The organism is Pannonibacter sp. SL95 (assembly GCF_026672425.1).
Lineage (GTDB): Bacteria > Pseudomonadota > Alphaproteobacteria > Rhizobiales > Stappiaceae > Pannonibacter.
The window spans coordinates 981,612-1,000,848 of the sequence record NZ_JAPPRC010000003.1; the positions used below are offsets into that span (position 1 = coordinate 981,612).

Consider the following 19,237-nt stretch of genomic DNA (forward strand, 5'->3'; position numbering starts at 1 on the left):
CCCGTCTTCTTCGACCGGCCCTTGCGCCGCGCGTCTTCGGATGGGTCCTCATAGGAGCCGACGCCGATCTTGCCGCGCGGGGTGTGGTGCGGAGCGTCTTCTGCCTGGATGACGGGCTTTTTCGGCAGGGTGCCGCTGTGCAGGGGAACTTCGGTGCGGCCGACGGTCATTTCGTCGAGGCTGTTCTTGCGCACCTTTGAGCTGGGGGCGGGCAGGGCAGACCCCTTGGCGGCTCGCGCCCGGTCGGCGGCGGTTTCCTTCTTCTTGCCGCTGGCGCCTTCCTTGGCCCCGCCAGCGCCGTAGAGCCGCTCGCCCTGATAGGCGCCGCCGCGCTCCTCCACGTCGGACTGGCGTGCCATCGGGTCGTCGGACAGGGCCAGCTCGGTGGCCTGCAGCCGGCGGATCTCGTCGCGCAGCCGGGCGGCGGTCTCGAAGTCGAGGTCGGCGGCGGCGGTGCGCATCTGCTTTTCCAGGCTTTCCAGATGGGCCTTGAAATTGTGGCCGACCAGATTGCCGGTCTCGGCAAAGCCTGCGTCGACCGTGACGTGGTCCTGTTCGTAGACGCTTTCGAGAATGTCGCCGATGGAGCGCTTGACGCTTTCCGGCGTGATGCCGTGTTCGGTGTTGTAGGCGATCTGCTTTTCGCGGCGGCGGTTGGTCTCGGCGATGGCGCGGTCCATCGAGCCGGTCATGCGGTCGGCGTAGAGAATGACCTTGCCGTCCACGTTGCGCGCGGCGCGGCCGATGGTCTGGATCAGCGAGGTTTCCGAACGCAGGAAGCCTTCCTTGTCCGCGTCCAGAATGGCGACCAGCGCGCATTCGGGAATGTCGAGGCCTTCGCGCAGGAGGTTGATGCCCACCAGCACGTCGAAGGCACCAAGACGCAGGTCTCGGATGATCTCGATGCGCTCCAGCGTGTCGATGTCCGAATGCATGTAGCGCACGCGGATGCCGTTCTCATGCAGGTATTCGGTCAGGTCCTCGGCCATGCGCTTGGTCAGCGTGGTCACCAGCGTGCGGTAACCCTTGGCCGCCGTCTCGCGCACCTCGCCCAGCAGGTCATCGACCTGCGAGGTCGCCGGGCGGATATGCACCGGCGGGTCGATCAGGCCGGTCGGGCGGATGACCTGTTCGGCGAAGACGCCGCCGGACTGGTCCATTTCCCAGCTGCCCGGCGTTGCCGACACGGCCACCGTCTGCGGCCGCATGGCGTTCCATTCCTCGAAGCGCAGCGGACGGTTGTCCATGCAGGACGGCAGGCGGAAGCCATATTCGGCCAGCGTCGCCTTGCGGCGAAAGTCGCCCCGGTACATGGCGCCGATCTGCGGAATGGTGACGTGGCTTTCGTCGGCGAAGACAAGGGCGTTGTCCGGCAGGTATTCGAACAGGGTCGGGGGCGGCTCTCCCGGCGCGCGGCCGGTCAGGTAGCGCGAGTAGTTCTCGATGCCGGCGCAGGAGCCGGTGGCCTCCAGCATTTCCAGGTCGAACAGGGTGCGCTGCTCCAGCCGCTGTGCTTCCAGCAGGCGGCCATGGGCGTTCAGTTCCTCCAGCCGCTGTTTCAGTTCGGCCTTGATCGACTTGGCCGCCTGCTGCAGCGTCGGCTTCGGCGTCACATAGTGCGAGTTGGCGTAGATCTTGACGCTCTTCAGCTCGCCGGACTTCTGGCCGGTGAGGGGATCGAACTCGGTGATCGATTCCACTTCGTCGCCGAACAGCGAGATGCGCCAGGCGCGGTCCTCGTAGTGGGCGGGGAACAGTTCGATCGTGTCGCCGCGCACGCGGAAGGCGCCGCGCTGGAAGGCGGCGTCGTTGCGCTTGTATTGCAGGGCCACCAGGTCGGCGAGCAGCTGGCGCTGGTCGATGCGCTCGCCCACCTCCAGCGCGAAGGTCATGGCGGTGTAGGTCTCGACCGAACCGATACCGTAGATGCAGGACACCGAGGCAACGATGATGACGTCGTCCCGCTCCAGCAGTGCACGGGTGGCCGAATGGCGCATCCGGTCGATCTGCTCGTTGATCGAGGATTCCTTCTCGATGTAGGTGTCCGTCCGAGGCACGTAGGCTTCCGGCTGGTAGTAGTCGTAGTAGGAGACGAAATACTCCACCGCATTGTCGGGGAAGAAGCTCTTGAACTCGCCGTAGAGCTGCGCCGCCAGGGTCTTGTTCGGGGCAAGGATCAGGGCGGGGCGCTGGGTGCGGGCAATGACCTGCGCCATCGTGTAGGTCTTGCCCGAGCCGGTAACGCCCAAAAGCACCTGCGTCTGCTCGCCGCTTTCCAGGCCTGACACCAGCTCGGCAATGGCGGTTGGCTGGTCGCCCTTCGGCTCATAGGCCGACTTCAGTACAATGGGCACGCCGCCTTCGGACTTGGCCGGACGCTCCGGCCGGTGCGGCACCCACAGTTCGCCGTTCTTGTGCAGCGGGTTGCCGCTCTCGATCAGGGCAGAAAGCGCCGCGACAGTGGCTGTTGCGCCGCCATCGCCGGAGAGTTCCGGAAGGGCGTTGCGGCCCTTTTTCTTGCGGTTCTCCTTCAGATGCTGCTCGAGCTTCTCCGCCTCTTCCAGCGAGATGTCGAGCCCCGCCACCGGATTGAGCCCACCCGCCGCGCGCTCTCGCGCGCTTTCCGCCTTGCCGATGGACGTGCCGCGCGAGGAGCGCGACCCGGTGTCGGATTTGGCCTTTGGCTTGGCTGGCTTGCGCGCGGGCGCTGCCGCAGCCTCCGTCCGGACCGACGCCTGATCGGGAAGCTTTTCGGATGCGTCGGCGATTTCCTGCGCCCAGTCTGAAATCGAGCCCGAAAGCGGCGCGCCGGCAAACGCGGCCTGCGGGGCTTCGCCAAAGCCATCGGCGGTTTCGGGGGAGGGGGCGGTCGGGGAAATCGGCTTCTTGCTCATGCCCCGCAATATGGGCCGAGTCCGGTCAGGAGGAAAGGGTGCGTTTCGGCTTTGTTCTGTCAATCCATCCGACCGGGACGCGCTCCTGACATCAGGTTGTCAGGAGGCTGCAAAGTGCTGCCTGTCGTTGCACGCTCCTGCCGAAAAAGTTAATGTTTTTTTACGCGTCAAGGAGTTGAGTCTGATGTCTGTGTCGAGGGCGCCCATCAAGTGGACCAAGCTCCCGGAATTGCTCGTGGCTACGATGCTCGTGCTGCCGGTAACCGGTCTCCCCCCTGTCCGGGCGCAGGTCGCAGCGGAAGCTGATGAAGGGCAACGTATCGCCGAGATCCGCGTTCGCTTGACAAATCCCTCAGCGGATCCAGCCCTCAATGATCGGGCCATTGACCAGTTCCGGCGTGGTCTGTCCGTTTTTCCCGATGACCACTTTTACCGCACGCTGGTCGATTTCGCGCTGAACCGGGCCACCCGCGCGGCGGGGCTCGCCAGCGCCAGCTACGATATCGGCTTTGGCGATACCGGCGGTCTGACCCTGACCTTCGACCTGACGCTCGGCGATGCCGCCGCCGCAGGGGCGCCGCGCGGCATGCTGGCGACGGGCAAGGCGTCCGATTTCCCCGTGCTCTATGACAGCGGCGGCACCTATGTGAAGGTGAAGGCCGAGTCCATCGCGCTGCATTATGGCAACGCCGATGCCTGGTACGGCCGGCCCGATCTGATGCTGAATGGCAATCCGATGGTGCAGGGCAAGCCCTCCGGCAAGGGCTACCAGCACTGGGTCGAGGGCATGGTGCACACCGGTCTCTATGGCATCACGCCGCTCAGCGAGCGGTTCTATGTCTATGGCGGGGCGAGTGTTCTTGCCAGCGGTTCGTATGGGCAGGAGCTGTTCAGCAACCGCACCCGCAGCCATGTCGCCATCGAAGATGCCTTTGCCGGATTCATCACCGGTGTGACCCGCGAGAATGGGGACCGGCTGCAGCTTGACGCCTCCGTCGGGCGTCAGCGCTTCACGTTGGGCGACGGCTTCCTGATCATCAACACGGCAGCCAATGGCCGGGACCGGGCGGCACTGCAGGCCAATCCGCGCTGGTCAGCGGACATGGTTGCGCTGGCACGGCTGCGCTACAACAACACCAAGGTCGAGCTGTTCCGGGTTGATCCGGACGAGCTGCCCATTCTCGACAGCAAGACCGTCATCGACGGCGTCAACATCGAGACCCGGCTGAGCAACGGCTTCGAAGCGGCCGCCAGCTTCCTGCGCGTGCCTCATTCAAACTTCAAGTACTTCACGCCGACGAAGACCTTCACCCGGGAAGGCCTGCAGGTCTTCGACGCCCGGCTGCGCTGGCAACCCAATCCGGCCGGAACGCCGGGGCCTTTCGTTGCGGCGGAAGCCGCGCTTCAACGCAACGAGAACTTCGACATGCAGGCCTATGGCTTCTATGGCGAGGCCGGCTGGAGCTTTGCCGATCTGCCCTGGTCGCCCACCTTCAGCTACCGCTATGCCCAGTTCTCGGGCGATGATCCGAACACCACCACCTTCGAGCGCTGGGATCCGCTGCTGTCGGGCGGCAACGGCGAGCAGTGGGTGCAGGGCATCAATCATTTCAAGGTGGTGCAGGATTCCAACGTCATCGCGCATCGTTTCCAGCTGCGGCTGCGTCCGTCTGCGAAGTTCGAGCTGGTGCCGCAGGTCTGGCTTTTCCGCGCCGACAGCCTGACGAACCTGGGCGGCAATCCGGCCCTGTCGTTCCTAGGCTCGAAGGACTACGGCTACGAACTCAACCTGACTGGCAAATACTTCGCCTCGCGCAATGTCTATGTGCAGGGGCATGTGGCGGCAACGTTCCCGGGGGCTGCCGTGAAAAAGGCGTTCAACGCCGATCCCGATCCCTGGCTCAGCACCATGCTCTTCGTGCGTGTTGCCTATTGATGATTTGCGAAAAGGGAGTTTTTGACATGGACCGCAGAGACCTTCTGAAGACGATGGCACTGGCCGCAGCCGCCCCCGCCGCCGTCGGCGCGGTTGCCGGAACCTCGGCCACGCAGGCTCAGGCCCAGGCCGGAAACCCTATCGCCGCCATGCCGGGACACCATGACGTGACGCCGGTCAGCCCGGACTATTTCATCTCCGACCGTTTTGCCGGCAAGACCTACATCGTCACCGGCAGTGCGCGGGGCATGGGCAAGGTGGCGGCCGAACGTCTGGCGCGCGAGGGGGCCAATGTCGTGGGCGTGGACTGGATCGCCGACGAGGGCGCCGCCGTCATTGCTGCGATCAAGGCGGCCGGCGGCAAGGCGGAGTTCGTGCCGGGTGATGTGTCCGACACCGCCGTCTGCGACCGCATGGTCGAAGTGGCCGTCTCCACCTTCGGCGGTCTGGACGGGGCGATCAACAATGCCGGCGTCATGGACGCCATTCCGCCCAGTGAGCCCATCGACTACGACAAGCAGAAGGACCTCGCCTTCAATCCGGTTCATCTCGCCAGCGACGCGTACTGGGACGTGGTGATGCGGGTGAATGCCACCGGCGTGTTCCGCTGCATGCGGGCACAGCTGCGCCACATGGTTGAGCAGGGCAAGGGCGGCTCGATCGTCAACGTCGCCAGTGTCGCGGGTCTGCGTGGCTTCAGCTCTACCCCCTCCTATGTCGCCAGCAAGCATGCGGTGAATGGCCTGACCAAGAATGCGGCCATCGACTACGCGCCGTATGGAATCCGCATCAACTCGGTGAACATGGCCAACACCGACACGCCGATGGTACAGCGCGCCAAGCAGCTCGTCGGCGCGCGGATGAAGGCCCTGGGCGGGGTGGGCATGGGCACGATCAAGACCCGCAGCCTGCTGCAATACGCGGATACCAACTACCGCGATGCCACGCCGGAGGAGCAGGTTGCGATCATGCTGTTCCTGCTGTCCGACGAGGCCTCCAACATCACCGGCGCCAATTGGGCGACCGATGGCGGCTTCACCACCTACTGACCCCCGCAGACTGCGGTCACAGGCTCCGGTTGGTCCGGCGCCGAAGGAGCGAACTGACATGACCCTTGATCGTCGTGATGTCCTGAAGGGAATGACCCTGGCCGGTGGTGTTGCAGGCGTGACGGCCGCCAGTGGCCTGCAGATGGCCCAGGCCCAGACACAGCCTGCCGCGGCAGCCTCGCCGGCCGGTGGCGGCGGTGGATATGTCGGCGGACTGCCAATTGCCCCGACGGACCCGGCTTATATCGTGCCGGATCGTTTCAAGGGCCGCACGGTCATCGTCACCGGTTGCGCCCGCGGCATGGGGCAGGCGGCAGCCGAGCGCCTGGCGCGCGAGGGCGCAAACGTCGTCGGCGTCGACTGGATCGAGGATCAGGGCGCAGCGGTGATCGACGGGATCCGCAAGGCGGGCGGCAAGGCCGAGTTTGTTCCGGGCGATGTGCGCGATGCCGCCGTCTGCCAGAAGGCGGTCGACGCGGCCGTCGCAAGCTTTGGTGGGCTGTCCGGCGCCATCAACAACGCCGGTGTCATGGACGGTGTCTACTCCGGTGATCCGGTCGATTATGCGGCCCAGAAGCCGCGCGTCTTCGCCCCGATCCACGAGGCGACCGACGAGTACTGGGACGCGGTGATGGAGATCAACGCCGGCGGTGTGTTCCGCTCGCTGCGGCCCCAGCTGGCGCAGCTGGTCAAGCAGGGGCAGGGCGGAGCCATCGTCAATGTGGGCTCCATCGCCGGGCTGACAGGCCTTGCCGGCAATCCGGCCTATGTCGCCAGCAAGCATGCGGTAAACGGGCTCACCAAGAACGCGGCCATTGACTATGCTCCCTATGGCATCCGCATCAATTCCGTGAACATGGCCGCCACCGATACGCCGATGGTTGCCCGCGCCGGGGCCCTGGTGGCTGCCAGCATGACGGACGGCGGCGGTGGCATGGGCCGGATCAAGACCCAGAGCATCCTCGCCTATGCCGATCCGGCGCACCGTCCGGCCACGCCGGCGGAGCAGGTGGCGATCATGCTGTTCCTGCTCTCCGACGAGGCCTCCAACATCACCGGTGCCAACTGGGCGACGGACGGCGGCTGGACAACCTACTGACGACAGATCCGGCGCGCGGGGTTTCTGCCCCGTCGCCGGGTTCTTCCGGCAAAGCAGCAGACATGTCATCGCCCTTCTGAATTTCGGCTCTTGACCTGAAGTGCGCTCCAGCACCTAGGGTCGGGAACTGTTCAGAGGGAGACGATGATGACACGGCTTGAACAGTTCTTTTCCTGCCTCGGGTCTGCCGACCTTGAAGGGGCAGGGCGGATGATTGAAGCGGATGCGGAGTTTGTCGCGGTGCGGCCTGACCGCGACGCCCGGCTGCCGCTCTATGGCACGTTTCGTGGCGCGGGCGGCCTGGCGGAGTTTTGCCACGGTCTGGCCAGCGCGTTCGAGACACATGCGTTCGACATCGGTGACGTGGTCGAAACCGGATCGCTGGCCTATGCCTCGGGACGGTTTCATCACGTCGTCCGCGCGACGGGGCTGCCCTTTGCCAGCGATTTTGCCGTGAGACTGCGGTACCGCGACGGGCTCATCACGCATTACCAGTTTTACGAGGACACGGCCCGGCTGGAGACGGCTTTCGGCCTGGTCGGGCGGGAGGGCGCGCAATGAAGATCGGTGACCTTGCCGCACGTACCGGACTGAGCGTCGATACGCTGCGCTACTATGAAAAGATCGGGCTGATCCCGGCACCCTTGCGCGATGCCGGTGGCCGGCGTGTCTACGACGCGTCCATCCTGCGCTGGCTGCAGTTTCTGGAGCGGCTGAAGGCGACGGGCATGGGGATCCGTGACCGCCTTGCCTATGCCGAGCTGCGCGCAAGGGGCGCGGAGACCGCGCGGGAGCGGCGCGAGATGATCGAGCGTCATCGCCAGAAGGTCGCCGCCAGCCTGTGGGAGATGCAGAAGACGCTCGAGCTTCTCGACGAAAAGGTCGAGACCTACCGCAAGATCGAGGCGGGCGAGATCGAGGATCCCGGTGCGTTGCCAGCACCCCGCGCCGTGAAAGGAGCCCGCACATGACCTCTGCCCTCGAACGTGGACGCGACATCGTCCAGACACTGAACCCTGGTCTCGAACAGGTGCTGGCGGAGCGGTACGACGATCTCGTCGACGGCTTCAGCGAGAGCCTTGTCGAATGGGCCTACGGCCGCCATTACGCACGCCCCGGTCTCGATCTGAAGACGCGGCAGCTCTGCACGGTTGCCGCTCTGACGGTCCTCGGCGGGCAGACCGGGCCACAGCTCAAGGTGAACATCGCCCATACACTGGCAGCTGGGGCGAGCCGCGAGGAAATCGTCGAGGCGATCTGGCAGATGGCCGTCTACGGCGGTCTTCCAGCCGCAATCAACGGCCTGAATGCGGCCCGGGACGTATTTGCCGAACTCGACCAGGCGGCCTGAACCAAGTTCCCTGCGGCCAGCACGATGGCCGCAGGGAGATTGCCGAACTCAGCGCTTCATCGACACCAGCGAGAACATCGCGCCCTGCGGGTCGAGGGCGTTGACGATCCACGAGCCGCCGGGCACTTGCTGCGGCCCGTTGACGATCTTGGCGCCGGCAGCCGTGGCACGGGCGGCAGCCGCGTCAAGGCCATCGACATTGATGTAGTAGTTCCAGAAAGGCTGGGGCATGTCGGGCAGCTTGGTGTCTGTGTCCGAACTGGGGAAAAGACATTTGTTCATATTTTGTTCTTTTCAGGATTGAGTTGGACAATGTATGCTTGTCATCGCGCGGCGCTATGCCGGCTTGAGGACACCGCATGAGAAATCAGCTTACATCTCTTGAACTCTGCGCAGGTGGTGGCGGCCAGGCGCTCGGTCTGGAAATGGCGGGTTTTGGTCATGCGGCCTTGTTCGAAAATGATCCGCACGCCTGCCAGACGCTGCGGTTCAACCGTCCGGAGTGGACGGTTTATGAACATGACCTGTTTCAGGATTTCGCGTTCGAGCAGTTCCGGGGTGTGGATCTTCTGGCGGGCGGCTTGCCCTGTCCGCCGTTCTCCGTGGCCGGCAAGCAACTGGGCGAGAAGGACGAGCGCAATCTCTTCACCCGGGGCGTCGAGATTGCCGAGCGGGTGAAGCCGCGTGCCATCATGTTCGAGAATGTGCGCGGCATGCTGGACCCTTCGTTCCAGTCCTACCGCGAGTTCATCGAGCTGCGTTTGCGCAAGATCGGATTCAAGGTGTTCTGGAAGCTGCTGCAGGCCTCCGATTTCGGCGTGCCGCAGTTGCGTCCCCGTGTGGTTATGGTGGCGCTGCAGCGGGAGTTTGCGGATAATTTTGTATGGCCCGGGACAAAGGTCCCGGCGGCAACCGTGGGCGAGACGCTGCATGATCTGATGGCAGCGCGCGGCTGGACCGGAGCAGCTGAATGGAAGGAACAGGCTTGCCGCATTGCTCCTACTGTAGTTGGCGGCTCCAAGAAACACGGCGGACCGGACCTTGGCCCGACACGTGCCCGGCGTGCCTGGGCCGAACTGGGTGTCGAGGGGCGGACGATTGCCGATGAGTGTCCCGCGCCGGACCACGAGGGTATGCCCAGGCTGACCGTGCGCATGGTCGCCCGGATTCAGGGCTTCCCGGACAGTTGGGAATTTTTTGGCCGAAAGACGGCTGCCTACCGGCAGGTCGGTAATGCCTTTCCGCCGCCTGTGGCCGCTGCGGTCGGTGTAATGATATTCTCAGCTCTTCAATCTAATAAATCCCAGAAGGTCGCCTGATGACGGTGGTCGCAGATTTACGTCAATCGTTTCACAAATCTTTGCTTGATGCCGGTGTTCTGTCTGTAAGTGACCAAGGCATTGTTAGTAATGCTGACAGCAGTAGCGCTCCCAGTAAGCGATTGTCTAGAAGTATCTACGATCAGATAAATTCAAAGTCCTCCGGGTTTTCAAAGAAACTTGCAGGGCAAACATCTGGATCTGGCTTCGAAAGCCTGTGCGCGGAATTCTTGAGAGAAGCTTTTGCCGCCTTGAACCATTTGCGGCCGGGCGAGTGGATTGTCGGAAAAGATGGAGTGCAAGGAGGGCAAGGCGTTTCATATTTCGAGCAATTTGCTCATCTTGCTCAATTGGAAGCGTTGGGTAAGGCGGATCCTTCTTTGAGGGCAATTCTCAGATCTGACTACCTAATAAAACCTGATGTTCTTGTTGCCAGGAGACCGCTGGGCGATACAGAGATCAATAAAAATTCCGATCTTGTTGGTGCGGACGGATTTGTTTCTTTTTCCCCACTTCGGCTGGTGAATAATCAAAGACTTATTTTACATGCGACTGTGTCATGTAAATGGACGATGAGGAGTGACCGGGCGCAAAATGCCAGAACTGAAGCTCTAAATTTGATGAAGAACCGCAAGGGCCGGGTTCCCCACATAGTTGTAATCACCGGAGAGCCAACACCTGGCAGGATAGCGTCGTTGGCCTATGGCACTGGTGAGATAGACTGCGTGTATCATTTCGCTTTGCATGAGCTCATAGAGGCAATACGAAACGACGCTTCGGACGACGAAGCTCTCAGCGCGATGATAGAAGGGAAGAGGTTGCGAGATATATCTGACCTCCCCTTCGATCTGACCATGTAAATGGATTCTATAGATCCCGGACGGCGGTCGCGCAACATGGCGGCGATCCGTTCGAAGAACACGAAGCCGGAGATGATTGTCCGGTCACTGGTGCACAGGCTTGGTTTCCGCTACCGCTTGCACCGCAAGGATCTGCCGGGCAAACCTGATCTTGTTTTTGGCCCGCGCCGGAAGGTGATCTTCGTTCACGGCTGCTTCTGGCATTTGCATCCCGACCCAGCCTGCAAGGATGCCCGCGTCCCACAGTCCCGCCGCGAATACTGGCTCCCCAAACTGACCCGAAACACTGAACGGGACCGGCAGCATAACCAGCAGTTGGAGGCGATGGGCTGGCTGGTGTTAATCATCTGGGAATGTGAATGCCGCCGCCCAGATGAATTGAAGGCCAAATTGAGAGCGTTCCTTTCCCTCTGATCATCATTCCTTAGAGTGCCCGTCCGAATGTCCGAGATCGCGCTCGGGCCAGACCAGATCGCGCACCTTCTGCTTCAGGATCTTGGCCTCGGGGAAACCGCCGTCCGCCTTGCGCTCCCAGATCTGGGTGCCATCGCAGGTGATGAGAAAGACGCCGCCCGTTCCCGGTATGAGCGTTACCGCACCAATGTCCTCGGAGAAGGTCGACAACAGTTCCTGCGCCATCCAGGCAGCCCGCAACATCCAGCCGCACTGGCGGCAATAGGTGATGCTGATCGACGGCTTCGTGGCGTCGACACTGGCACTTGCGCCGTCCTGAGGTGGAACGGGAATGGTCGGCATCGGGCAGGTCCTTTGAGCGATGGGAGGGCGGGACTGGCTGGCCGGACAGATGCGGTGGGCGTGTCGGCGGGCTTCTTGTGATGGCGCAGACTGCATCTAACCGGATTCCTTCGCAAGGCCACGCGACGCTTGAGCCGGCAGGCTCGGATCGGCCATGATCACTCCGCAACCAGTTGCTCATGTTTGGTGATGGAATCGATGCCCGACCAAGATGCCGATCAGCTTGCGCGTCATGCAGGGCAGTCGTCCGGACAACGCCCGAGGCTTGGCCGCCTTGCGGATCTCCTTGCCCGCAATCCGGACCTCGAGCGTGCCATCGGCGGGGTTTGCGCTGCCGCCCGGCAGGACGGCCTCAGCAACGAGGTGTTCCGCGTCGATGGCGGCAATGGCAGCTTCATCCTGAGACTGGAACGCACCGGCCAGCAGGGCCGCGTGGACCGGGCGCAGGAGGAAGCCTTCGCGCGGCGGGCTGCGGCGCTTGGCCTTGGACCGGAGGTTGTCTGCTGCGATCCGGCACAAGGTTTCATGCTGCTCCGGGCCCTGCCTGGGGCCCGGCCGCTGGCGCAAGGGGATGCGGCTGATCTTGCCGAGGCAACACAGCTGGGCGTCGCCTTGCGCCGCCTGCATTCTGACCAGCTTCTGCGCGGTGCCGAACTCGATCCGCTCGCCCTGATCACCGGGCAGCGCAGCCGCTTGCGGCGCGAGGCTCTGCCGATTTCGCAGGCCGCTGTCATTGACGGGGCGATCGAGGTTGCGCGGGCACTTCAAGCTGACGCGGTGGTGCGGGTTCCCAGTCATTGCGATCTGGTGCCTCAGAATGTGCTGCTGTCCGGTGGCCGGCTGTGGCTGATCGACTTCGAATACGCAGCTTGTGCGGATCCGGCCTGGGATCTTGCCTATGCCGGCCTTGAAGCGGACTACGCGGCGGCCGCGCGCATGGCGCTGCTCAGCGCCTATTGTGCCGGCGATTTTCCGGCGGCAGCAAAGCTTGCGCTGCGCGTCGGGCGGATGCGGCCGATTTGTGATGTCGTGTCTGCGTTGTGGGCAATGGAACAGGCGCAGGAGGGCAACCCGGCCACGGATTTTGCCGCCTACGCCGAGCAGCGGTTTCGCCGCGCAGAGGCAGGGCTCAAGGTTGCCGCGAGCTGCAGCGCCGGTCCGTCAGGCATCAACTGACGCTCCTGCAAGGCGAGCGCGGGTTGACGCCTGAGCCTACTGCGCGCCGGACGGATCAGCCGCCAGCACGCATACGGCATGCCGGTTGTTCATGGTGTCGCGAAGCGTCATGTTCTCCGGCTCGCGCAGCAGGTTGTCCCAAAGGTCATCCGAGCGCAGGGAGGACAGCGTGCAGGCGCAGATCTGGCGGCAGGCTGCCTCGTCCACACCGCCTGCAGCACAGGTCAGGCTGCAGTTGTCGATGAAGTCGGTCGATGCCCGGTCCGGGATCAGGTGAATGGCCGCCAGCAGCCACAGTGCTCCGAACAGAACGGGCTGGTGCAGCAAATAGACAGCAAGCGAATGGCGTCCGGCAAAGGCCGCAAGACGCGCCGTCCCCGTGGTCGGCTGCCAGGACACGGCCCTCGCGCGCAGCGAACGGGTCCGGAGCAGCTGGCCTGCGGCGACGCCCAGCAAGGTCAGCCCCGTCCAGGGCACCAGTGGAACGTAGTCGACGCTTGAAACCTGCGGATCACCCAGGCCAAGCCAAAGCCACTGCGGACCGTCCAGCGCCGGAGCGATGGACACATGCGGCAAGGCCAGCAGGGCAGCACCGGCAAGGCTCGAAAGCAGCATGCTGGCCACAAACGGCAGACGGGCAAAGGGCAGGGCAATCAGGCTGGATGCGGCAATGGCATGCAGGATGCCGAACCGAACCATGCCTTCGCCAAGGGCAAACCAGGTTCCAAGGCTTACAGCCCCGGCTGCGGCAACGAGGATGGCCTCCCGTCGCCAAAAGGCGCGCCAGCGAATGCCGCCTGCATGGGCGAGGCTCAGGCTGACACCAACGAGAAACAGAAAGCTGCCGGCAATCGCGGCAGCGAAGGCGCGCCATCCGATCGCCGTGTCGACTGGCCAGTCGACCACACCAAACCAGAACAGGTCCCAGGAGAGGTGATAGACGGCCATGGCCAGCAGCGCCAGGCCACGCAGAACGTCGAGAAACGGCAGTCGTTCCCGGGTCATGAATGTCTCCGGGTGCGTGCCTCAGCCAAGGAAAGCGGAGAGCAGAAGGCTGGCAATTCCGCCAAGGGCGACAGTCGCAGCGACGAGGGGCCAAGGGGAGGGACGCGCGGCGGTCGATGCATCCACGTCATATCGGTCCTGAATGCTCATCGCAGCCCCTTGTGCCGATTATGCCGGATTCGGACCTGAACAGGTCGACGGCTCGTGGCACAGGGAACGCCCGCCATGGTTAACGATTGGTTAAAGGCATCCCGAGCTTGCATCACCGGCCGGGGAGATCGGTTGCCGCATTGGACAAGTCCTGCATTCAAAGACCGAGCGCCTCTAGGCCACCTTCAAGGTGATCGGCCAGCATCGGCATGCGCAGGAGATAGGACGAAGTTGCGGAAAAGGCTCGGTCGCGGGCCTCGTCGACGGCCTGTTCAAAGTCTGCGGCATCAAAGTCACCGCGGCCCAGCCAGACAAGGGCAACCAGCTCCGCGGCTTCATCGACGTTGAGGTCATCGATGAGTTCGCGCAACTCCTCCTCGCTGAGGTCTTCGCTCTCTTCCTCAGCGAGGCCGTCGTGATGATGACTGTCAGACAGGCGATCGGGATCGAACTCGACTTCCGCCTCGCCACGGTCCTCGTAGGCGTCTTCCATTGCTGTGGCTGCGGCCCGCGCCTTCTGGGCCAGCATGCGGATGGTGTCAGGGGACAGACTGAGATCTGTGGCCATTTCAAGCCTCGCGCAATCCTGTCCAGCCACTATCTACCTGCTTGGCAGTGCTGACAACCGTAAAGCCGGTCAGGCTCAAAGCCCTCGGGCTTGTGACGTCGGGATCGTGCGATCGGCTTCGGCTGAGGCAAGGCCGTGCGGGCCGGTCAGAGAAATCACAACGGCCAGGATCAGTCCAAGGGCGATGGCGATGCCGAGCGGGCGCAGGCTTGCGTCTTCCGGGTCACGCGATTTGCGGGTCATGGCTCAAAGTCTCCAGCCGCGAACGCGTCGCCGGTTGTGGGCGAGTGCGGGAGCTGCTCCAAGCCCTTGCTCGAGACGCTGCCAAAGGATGACCGTCAGCGAACTCATGGCGAGGAAGACGCCGAGCAGAAGCAGCATGGCGCCATCCAGCGTGGCGGCGGCGCCAAAGATCGAATACAGCCCTGCCGCTGCGATGCAGGCCAGAGCCGTCAGCGGCAGAATAGCGGGCAGCCGGTTGATCTGACGATGCGGTGCGTCTTCGCGGGTGAAAGATCCGGTCACGATGTATCCCTTCGGTCGCAGCTCGATGGCGACAACATTGACCGGCGAATGCGACGCGTTATCGCTGGGATCGTGGCGGCAGCCGACAGTTTTTGCGGCCATTTCGTGGCGCGACAATTCGCATTGTCATTTTCTGATTCACTTCTTTTTCGCGAAATATTGCGACCTTGTGTCTCAACGATCAGACGGTTGCCGCATGGCTCCAAACAGGCGGTCAGAGGATAGTCACGTGCAGGCTGTTGCCCTAGCTGTTGCAGAGACGCCAGTTGATGAGAAGGGATTGCAGGCCGCTGAGAGCGACGCCGCGACCGGTCCAGTCCTGCGTCTGGCTGGCCTGCAGTATCTGATCGCCGACTTTTCCCGCAAGCGCCTGATCTGGCAGGAGTGCGGCTCGCAGACCTTTGAGGGGCAGGACAGCCGCGTGCTTGAAGCCAGCTTCGCATCGGCAATGCGGCTGCTTCCGCCACAGACGCAAAAGAACCTGCTCTCCTTCGTCCAGACGGTCTTGCGCAAGGGCAAGTCCGGACCGACCGAGATCGGTGGTGACGCTGACAGCGGGCTCAACGGCGTCACGCTTTATGGCCTGCGCTACGAAGCTGAAGGTGGGCAGCAGTTTGTCATCTGCCATCCGGTTGGCGGAATTGCTGAAAGCGAAGGCGGTGCGGTGGTTCGGGGCCTTGCGCCCATCCTGAAGCACTTCGTCGAGAACTCGACGAAGATCGTCCTCACCGTCGACAACTACGGCTACATCCGTTACGCGAGCCCGGCCTTCCTGAAGGTGTTCGGGATCGCAGATCCCGCTCTGTGTCTGGGGCGGAACATCGCACATATCCCGAAGCGGGTCGGCAAGACCTTGTCCTTGCTGACCCTGACTGCATTGTCCCGCAGGGCAGGGGCTTCCGGCCGCGGACGGTTCCAGCTTCCAGGTGGCGACAGCATCCTGCTGAACTACTCCGCTGTCTTCTTCCGCGTCAGCGATACGGTCGGCGGCGTGCTGTTTTCCGCTGAGCCCGGTGAGAACGGCCGGGCTGACCTGGCCAAGGTGTTCGATCTGATGACCGCGCCTGTGCTCGTCATCGACAGCAAGACGCGCAAGATCCTGTCGGCCAACAAGGCTGCGCGCAAGACCTACAAGCTGACCCAGCAGATCATTGATGACACTCCGGTCACCGAAACGCTGCTGCACCCGAAATCCTATACCGCCTTGCTGGAGGCTGCCCGCAAGGGTGTCGCCGCTCCGCAGGCCGTTGTGGTCAACTCGATGGATGGCGTCTCCAAGAACAAGCGCCTGCGCGCCATTCTGATGGAAGCCGAAGACGCGCCTCCGCGCCTGATCCTGGAAGGCAAGGCCTGAAAACCACATCGCCCCGGTCGCAAGTCGACCGGGGCGATGTGGTTTTCAGATCCTCGATTTCAGATCGACTTCAGGAAGTCCTGGATTTCGACGTTTGCCTTGCGTGCACCGTCGACCCGGTCCAGCATGCCGATGACAAACTCTGCCGACGTGCGCGTTCCCTGACTTGCATCGGACACGCTGCCAATGGCGCGGGCCACTTCCTGCGAAGCCGCCTGCTGTTCCGTCATTGCCGAAGCGACGGCGGTCGATAGGGAATCCAGCTCACGGATCACCTCGATGATCGACTGGATCGCCGTCCGGGCTTCCGTTGTCTGGGCTTGCATGGCTTCGATCTGGGAGCGGATCTGTTCCGTTTCGCGGCTGGTCTGTTCGGACAGGCCCTTCACCTCGGCCGCGACAACCGCAAATCCCTTGCCAAGTTCACCAGCTCTTGCGGCCTCGATTGTTGCGTTGAGCGCCAGCAGCTTTGTCTGGTCGGCGATGGACTGGATCGTTCCCATGATCGTGCCGATCTGGTCGGACGCGGCCATCAGGGCGCCGATCTTGCTCGCGGTCACATCAGCGCGTGTCGTCGCGTCGGACGAGATCCTGGCCGCTACGGACATCCGCTGCGAAATCTCGCTGAAGGCTGCGTTCATCTGCTCTGCGGCGGCGGTGACCGAAGTTGCGCGCTCAAGCGCAGTCGTTGCAGAGTCCAGCATGGATGAGGCGGTTTCGTTTAGCTGGCTGCCGACCTCGGTCATCGTCTCGACCACGCCACCGACCTTCTCGGTGACAACGGCCTGGTCCGTGATGATCGACCAGCTCAACATTGGCCCGAGATAGGCGCCTGTTTCATCTTCAATGCTGGATACGTTGAGCCGGAGCGTCTCGGGCCCAACCTTGATGTTCGTCTTCCAGGGCAGGTTGGCCGGGTTCGAGAGCAGCTTGCGCTGATGCGCCGGATTGCGGTGAAAGACGTCGATCGAGCTGCCGAGCAGGTCCTTGGCCTTGATCGGCAGATACTGCTCCACCTTCGTCAGGGTCTCGACGCTGGTTTTGTTGACGTAGTTGATCTCGAACGTCTTCGGATCGCAGGTCATGACGTTGATCGGCATCTTGTCCAGCATCTGCATCAGACGCTTGGTGTCACGATCAGCCCGAACCTGGTCGGTGACAATCTTCCAGACGAGCGACGCTTTCGTGTAGCGGCCGGCTGCGTCGTAGATCGCCGAGATATGCAGATCAATGATTTCGTCGCCGAGGGTGATCCGCGCCTGGTGCGGCAGTCGCTTGGGATCGGAGATCAGCTTGCGCTGATGGGCGGGGTTGCGATGAAAGACATCGATGCACGTCCCGACGATGGCATCCTGATCGATCTTCAGCAGATGCTGGATACGTCTAACAAGCTCGACCGATGATTTGTTTGCGTAATCGATACAGAATGAACTCAAGTCGCAGGTCATGACCGCAACAGGCAGATTGTCCAGGGCCTGCAACGCATCCTTGTTGACTGTGCGCTGCAGCATGTTGGTCGAGAACATACGCGCCATATCAGCCCCTTGGGTCTTTGGTTGTATCTGAAATACGTAGATACCCTTAGGTCGTTATCGTGTACTTAACTTGATTGGATTGATTATTTCTATTTATGATCAGGTGCCGTGAATTATCCTCTCTCTGGTGAAAATGAACTGATGAACGGCTGATCCCATGCCTCATCCGGGGTCTGTGGGTGACGCGCCGCCGTTGCCACGCGCAAACCCGCGAAATCGCGCCGGGAACCCTTGCGGTGGCAAGCTTCTGGCACTAGGGTCCGCGCGCTTGTTTCTGCAGTCTCCCACGGAGGAAACCTATGGGCTTTATTGCCGACGCTCTTGCGCGCGTGAAACCGTCCGCGACCATCGCGGTTACCAACAAGGCGCGTGAGCTGAAAGCGGCTGGCCGGGACGTGATTGGTCTCGGTGCCGGTGAACCGGACTTCGACACCCCGGAAAACATCAAGGCAGCGGCGATCAAGGCCATCACCGAGGGCAAGACCAAATACACCGCCGTCGATGGCATTCCGGAGTTGAAGGACGCCATTGTCGCCAAGTTCAAGCGCGAGAACGGCCTGACCTACACGGCGGCCCAGGTGACCGTTGGCACCGGCGGCAAGCAGGTGCTGTACAATGCCCTGATGGCGACCGTGAACCCGGGCGATGAAGTGATCATCCCGACGCCGTATTGGGTGAGCTACCCCGACATGGTCGAGCTGGCCGGCGGCACGCCGGTGATCGTCGAGGCGGACAAGTCCACCTTCAAGATCACCGCTGAAGCGCTGGAAGCGGCGATCACGCCCAAGACCAAGTGGTTCATCTTCAACTCGCCGTCCAACCCGTCCGGCGCTGCCTACAGCCACGCCGAACTGAAGGCGCTCACCGATGTCCTCGTCAAGCATCCGCATGTCTGGGTGATGAGCGACGACATGTACGAGCACCTCACCTACGACGGCTTCAAGTTTGCCACTCCGGCGGAAGTCGAACCCGCGCTCTATGACCGCACGCTGACCGTCAACGGCGTCTCCAAGGCCTATGCCATGACCGGCTGGCGCATTGGTTATGCGGCAGGTCCCGTTTCGCTCATCAAGGCGATCGCGACCATCCAGTCGCAGTCGACCTCCAACCCCTGCTCGATCGCCCAGTACGCGGCGGTGGAAGCCCTCAACGGCCCGCAGGACTTCATCCCGAAGAACAACGAGATCTTCAAGGCCCGCCGTGACCTCGTGGTGTCCATGCTGAACCAGGCCAAGGGTCTCGTCTGCCCGGTGCCGGAAGGTGCGTTCTACGTGTTCCCGTCCTGCGCCGGCACCATCGGCAAGACCGCGCCGTCCGGCAAGGTCATCGCGACTGACGAGGACTTCGTCACCGAGCTTCTGGAGACCGAAGGCGTTGCGGTGGTGCATGGCTCGGCCTTTGGCCTTGGCCCGAACTTCCGCATTTCCTACGCGACCTCGACCGAGGCGCTGGAGGAAGCCTGCATGCGCATCCAGCGCTTCTGCGGAAACCTTAAGTAAAATTAATGCGTTAGGGCGCTACCCGGGTCATCCGGTCCCGCCCGCGCCACATTGTACTGTCACAACGAACCCGGTCAGGCACGGCGCTTTGCGTCAGTGCCGGGCCGGGTTTTTCGTTCAGGTCCCTATGACCGCAGCGGCACCCGGCCTTCTCGATCTCG

The 19,237-nt window shown here is 62.8% G+C and carries 19 protein-coding genes and 2 pseudogenes; 12 read left to right on the top strand and 9 right to left on the bottom strand.

All coding sequences use genetic code 11. From position 1 onward, the window contains the following. Nucleotides 1-350 precede the first annotated feature (350 nt). Nucleotides 351-2,894: pseudogene (gene uvrB, locus OVA12_RS05145) on the bottom strand (excinuclease ABC subunit UvrB); the annotation flags it as partial. Nucleotides 2,895-3,078: 184 nt separating this feature from the next. Between uvrB and OVA12_RS05150 the strand changes: the two are divergent. From OVA12_RS05150 to OVA12_RS05175, 6 genes are all read left to right on the top strand, one after another. Next, nucleotides 3,079-4,830: an alginate export family protein gene (locus OVA12_RS05150; protein WP_268135128.1), complete on the top strand. Its 1,752-nt coding sequence runs from the start codon at nucleotides 3,079-3,081 to the stop codon at nucleotides 4,828-4,830. 26 nt (nucleotides 4,831-4,856) lie between these two features. Beyond that, a complete protein-coding gene (locus OVA12_RS05155; RefSeq protein WP_268135130.1) occupies nucleotides 4,857-5,879 on the top strand; it encodes an SDR family NAD(P)-dependent oxidoreductase in 1,023 nt (340 codons plus the stop codon). A 58-nt stretch (nucleotides 5,880-5,937) separates the two neighbouring features. Continuing rightward, entirely contained in the window at nucleotides 5,938-6,978 is a 1,041-nt protein-coding gene (locus tag OVA12_RS05160) for an SDR family NAD(P)-dependent oxidoreductase (protein ID WP_268135132.1), read from the top strand. Between the two features lie 147 nt (nucleotides 6,979-7,125). Continuing rightward, nucleotides 7,126-7,539, top strand: a complete 414-nt coding sequence (locus OVA12_RS05165) for a nuclear transport factor 2 family protein (protein WP_268135134.1) — start codon at nucleotides 7,126-7,128, stop codon at nucleotides 7,537-7,539. Continuing rightward, on the top strand, nucleotides 7,536-7,949 hold the full coding sequence (locus OVA12_RS05170) for a MerR family transcriptional regulator (protein ID WP_268135136.1): 414 nt from the start codon (nucleotides 7,536-7,538) through the stop codon (nucleotides 7,947-7,949). Before OVA12_RS05165 ends, OVA12_RS05170 begins: the two co-directional genes overlap by 4 nt. Next, the gene (locus tag OVA12_RS05175) at nucleotides 7,946-8,329 is read left to right on the top strand and encodes a carboxymuconolactone decarboxylase family protein (RefSeq protein ID WP_268135138.1); all 384 of its coding nucleotides are present in this window, start codon (nucleotides 7,946-7,948) and stop codon (nucleotides 8,327-8,329) included. Before OVA12_RS05170 ends, OVA12_RS05175 begins: the two co-directional genes overlap by 4 nt. A 48-nt stretch (nucleotides 8,330-8,377) precedes the next feature. On the opposite strand, the pseudogene OVA12_RS05180 reads toward OVA12_RS05175, so the two are convergent. Beyond that, nucleotides 8,378-8,575: pseudogene (locus tag OVA12_RS05180) on the bottom strand (VOC family protein); the annotation flags it as partial. A gap of 113 nt (nucleotides 8,576-8,688) precedes the next feature. On the opposite strand from OVA12_RS05180, the gene OVA12_RS05185 reads away from it, so the two are divergent. The 3 genes from OVA12_RS05185 to OVA12_RS05195 are packed head-to-tail and all read left to right on the top strand — an operon-like array spanning nucleotide 8,689 to nucleotide 10,922. After that, the gene (locus tag OVA12_RS05185) at nucleotides 8,689-9,648 is read left to right on the top strand and encodes a DNA cytosine methyltransferase (protein WP_268135140.1); all 960 of its coding nucleotides are present in this window, start codon (nucleotides 8,689-8,691) and stop codon (nucleotides 9,646-9,648) included. After that, nucleotides 9,648-10,508, top strand: coding sequence for an NgoMIV family type II restriction endonuclease (locus tag OVA12_RS05190; RefSeq protein ID WP_268135142.1), 861 nt, complete (start codon nucleotides 9,648-9,650; stop codon nucleotides 10,506-10,508). Before OVA12_RS05185 ends, OVA12_RS05190 begins: the two co-directional genes overlap by 1 nt. Continuing rightward, entirely contained in the window at nucleotides 10,509-10,922 is a 414-nt protein-coding gene (locus OVA12_RS05195; RefSeq protein WP_268135144.1) for a very short patch repair endonuclease, read from the top strand. Between the two features lie 3 nt (nucleotides 10,923-10,925). Here the strand turns inward: OVA12_RS05195 and OVA12_RS05200 are convergent, their stop codons facing one another. Then, nucleotides 10,926-11,264: a SelT/SelW/SelH family protein gene (locus tag OVA12_RS05200; protein ID WP_268135146.1), complete on the bottom strand. Its 339-nt coding sequence runs from the start codon at nucleotides 11,262-11,264 to the stop codon at nucleotides 10,926-10,928. A gap of 198 nt (nucleotides 11,265-11,462) precedes the next feature. Here OVA12_RS05200 and OVA12_RS05205 point away from each other — a divergent pair, with 198 nt between their 5' ends. Beyond that, nucleotides 11,463-12,440, top strand: a complete 978-nt coding sequence (locus OVA12_RS05205) for a phosphotransferase (protein ID WP_268135148.1) — start codon at nucleotides 11,463-11,465, stop codon at nucleotides 12,438-12,440. 36 nt (nucleotides 12,441-12,476) lie between these two features. Here OVA12_RS05205 and OVA12_RS05210 read toward each other — a convergent pair whose 3' ends face one another. The 5 genes from OVA12_RS05210 to OVA12_RS05230 form a co-directional block, all read right to left on the bottom strand. Then, the gene (locus OVA12_RS05210; protein WP_268135150.1) at nucleotides 12,477-13,445 is read right to left on the bottom strand and encodes a DUF1624 domain-containing protein; all 969 of its coding nucleotides are present in this window, start codon (nucleotides 13,443-13,445) and stop codon (nucleotides 12,477-12,479) included. A gap of 21 nt (nucleotides 13,446-13,466) precedes the next feature. After that, nucleotides 13,467-13,595: a hypothetical protein gene (locus tag OVA12_RS05215; protein WP_268135151.1), complete on the bottom strand. Its 129-nt coding sequence runs from the start codon at nucleotides 13,593-13,595 to the stop codon at nucleotides 13,467-13,469. 157 nt (nucleotides 13,596-13,752) lie between these two features. Next, entirely contained in the window at nucleotides 13,753-14,163 is a 411-nt protein-coding gene (locus OVA12_RS05220) for a DUF3775 domain-containing protein (RefSeq protein WP_268135152.1), read from the bottom strand. A gap of 75 nt (nucleotides 14,164-14,238) precedes the next feature. Continuing rightward, nucleotides 14,239-14,406 carry a hypothetical protein gene (locus tag OVA12_RS05225; protein ID WP_268135154.1) on the bottom strand — a complete coding sequence of 56 codons (168 nt, stop codon included), beginning with the start codon at nucleotides 14,404-14,406 and terminating at the stop codon, nucleotides 14,239-14,241. A 3-nt stretch (nucleotides 14,407-14,409) separates the two neighbouring features. After that, nucleotides 14,410-14,805, bottom strand: a complete 396-nt coding sequence (locus OVA12_RS05230; protein ID WP_268135156.1) for a hypothetical protein — start codon at nucleotides 14,803-14,805, stop codon at nucleotides 14,410-14,412. Between the two features lie 112 nt (nucleotides 14,806-14,917). On the opposite strand from OVA12_RS05230, the gene OVA12_RS05235 reads away from it, so the two are divergent. Then, nucleotides 14,918-16,042, top strand: a complete 1,125-nt coding sequence (locus tag OVA12_RS05235) for a PAS domain-containing protein (RefSeq protein ID WP_268135158.1) — start codon at nucleotides 14,918-14,920, stop codon at nucleotides 16,040-16,042. A gap of 59 nt (nucleotides 16,043-16,101) precedes the next feature. Here OVA12_RS05235 and OVA12_RS05240 read toward each other — a convergent pair whose 3' ends face one another. Next, nucleotides 16,102-17,577 carry a methyl-accepting chemotaxis protein gene (locus OVA12_RS05240; protein ID WP_268135160.1) on the bottom strand — a complete coding sequence of 492 codons (1,476 nt, stop codon included), beginning with the start codon at nucleotides 17,575-17,577 and terminating at the stop codon, nucleotides 16,102-16,104. Between the two features lie 299 nt (nucleotides 17,578-17,876). On the opposite strand from OVA12_RS05240, the gene OVA12_RS05245 reads away from it, so the two are divergent. Continuing rightward, a complete protein-coding gene (locus OVA12_RS05245) occupies nucleotides 17,877-19,076 on the top strand; it encodes a pyridoxal phosphate-dependent aminotransferase (RefSeq protein WP_268135162.1) in 1,200 nt (399 codons plus the stop codon). Nucleotides 19,077-19,237: the final 161 nt, after the last annotated feature.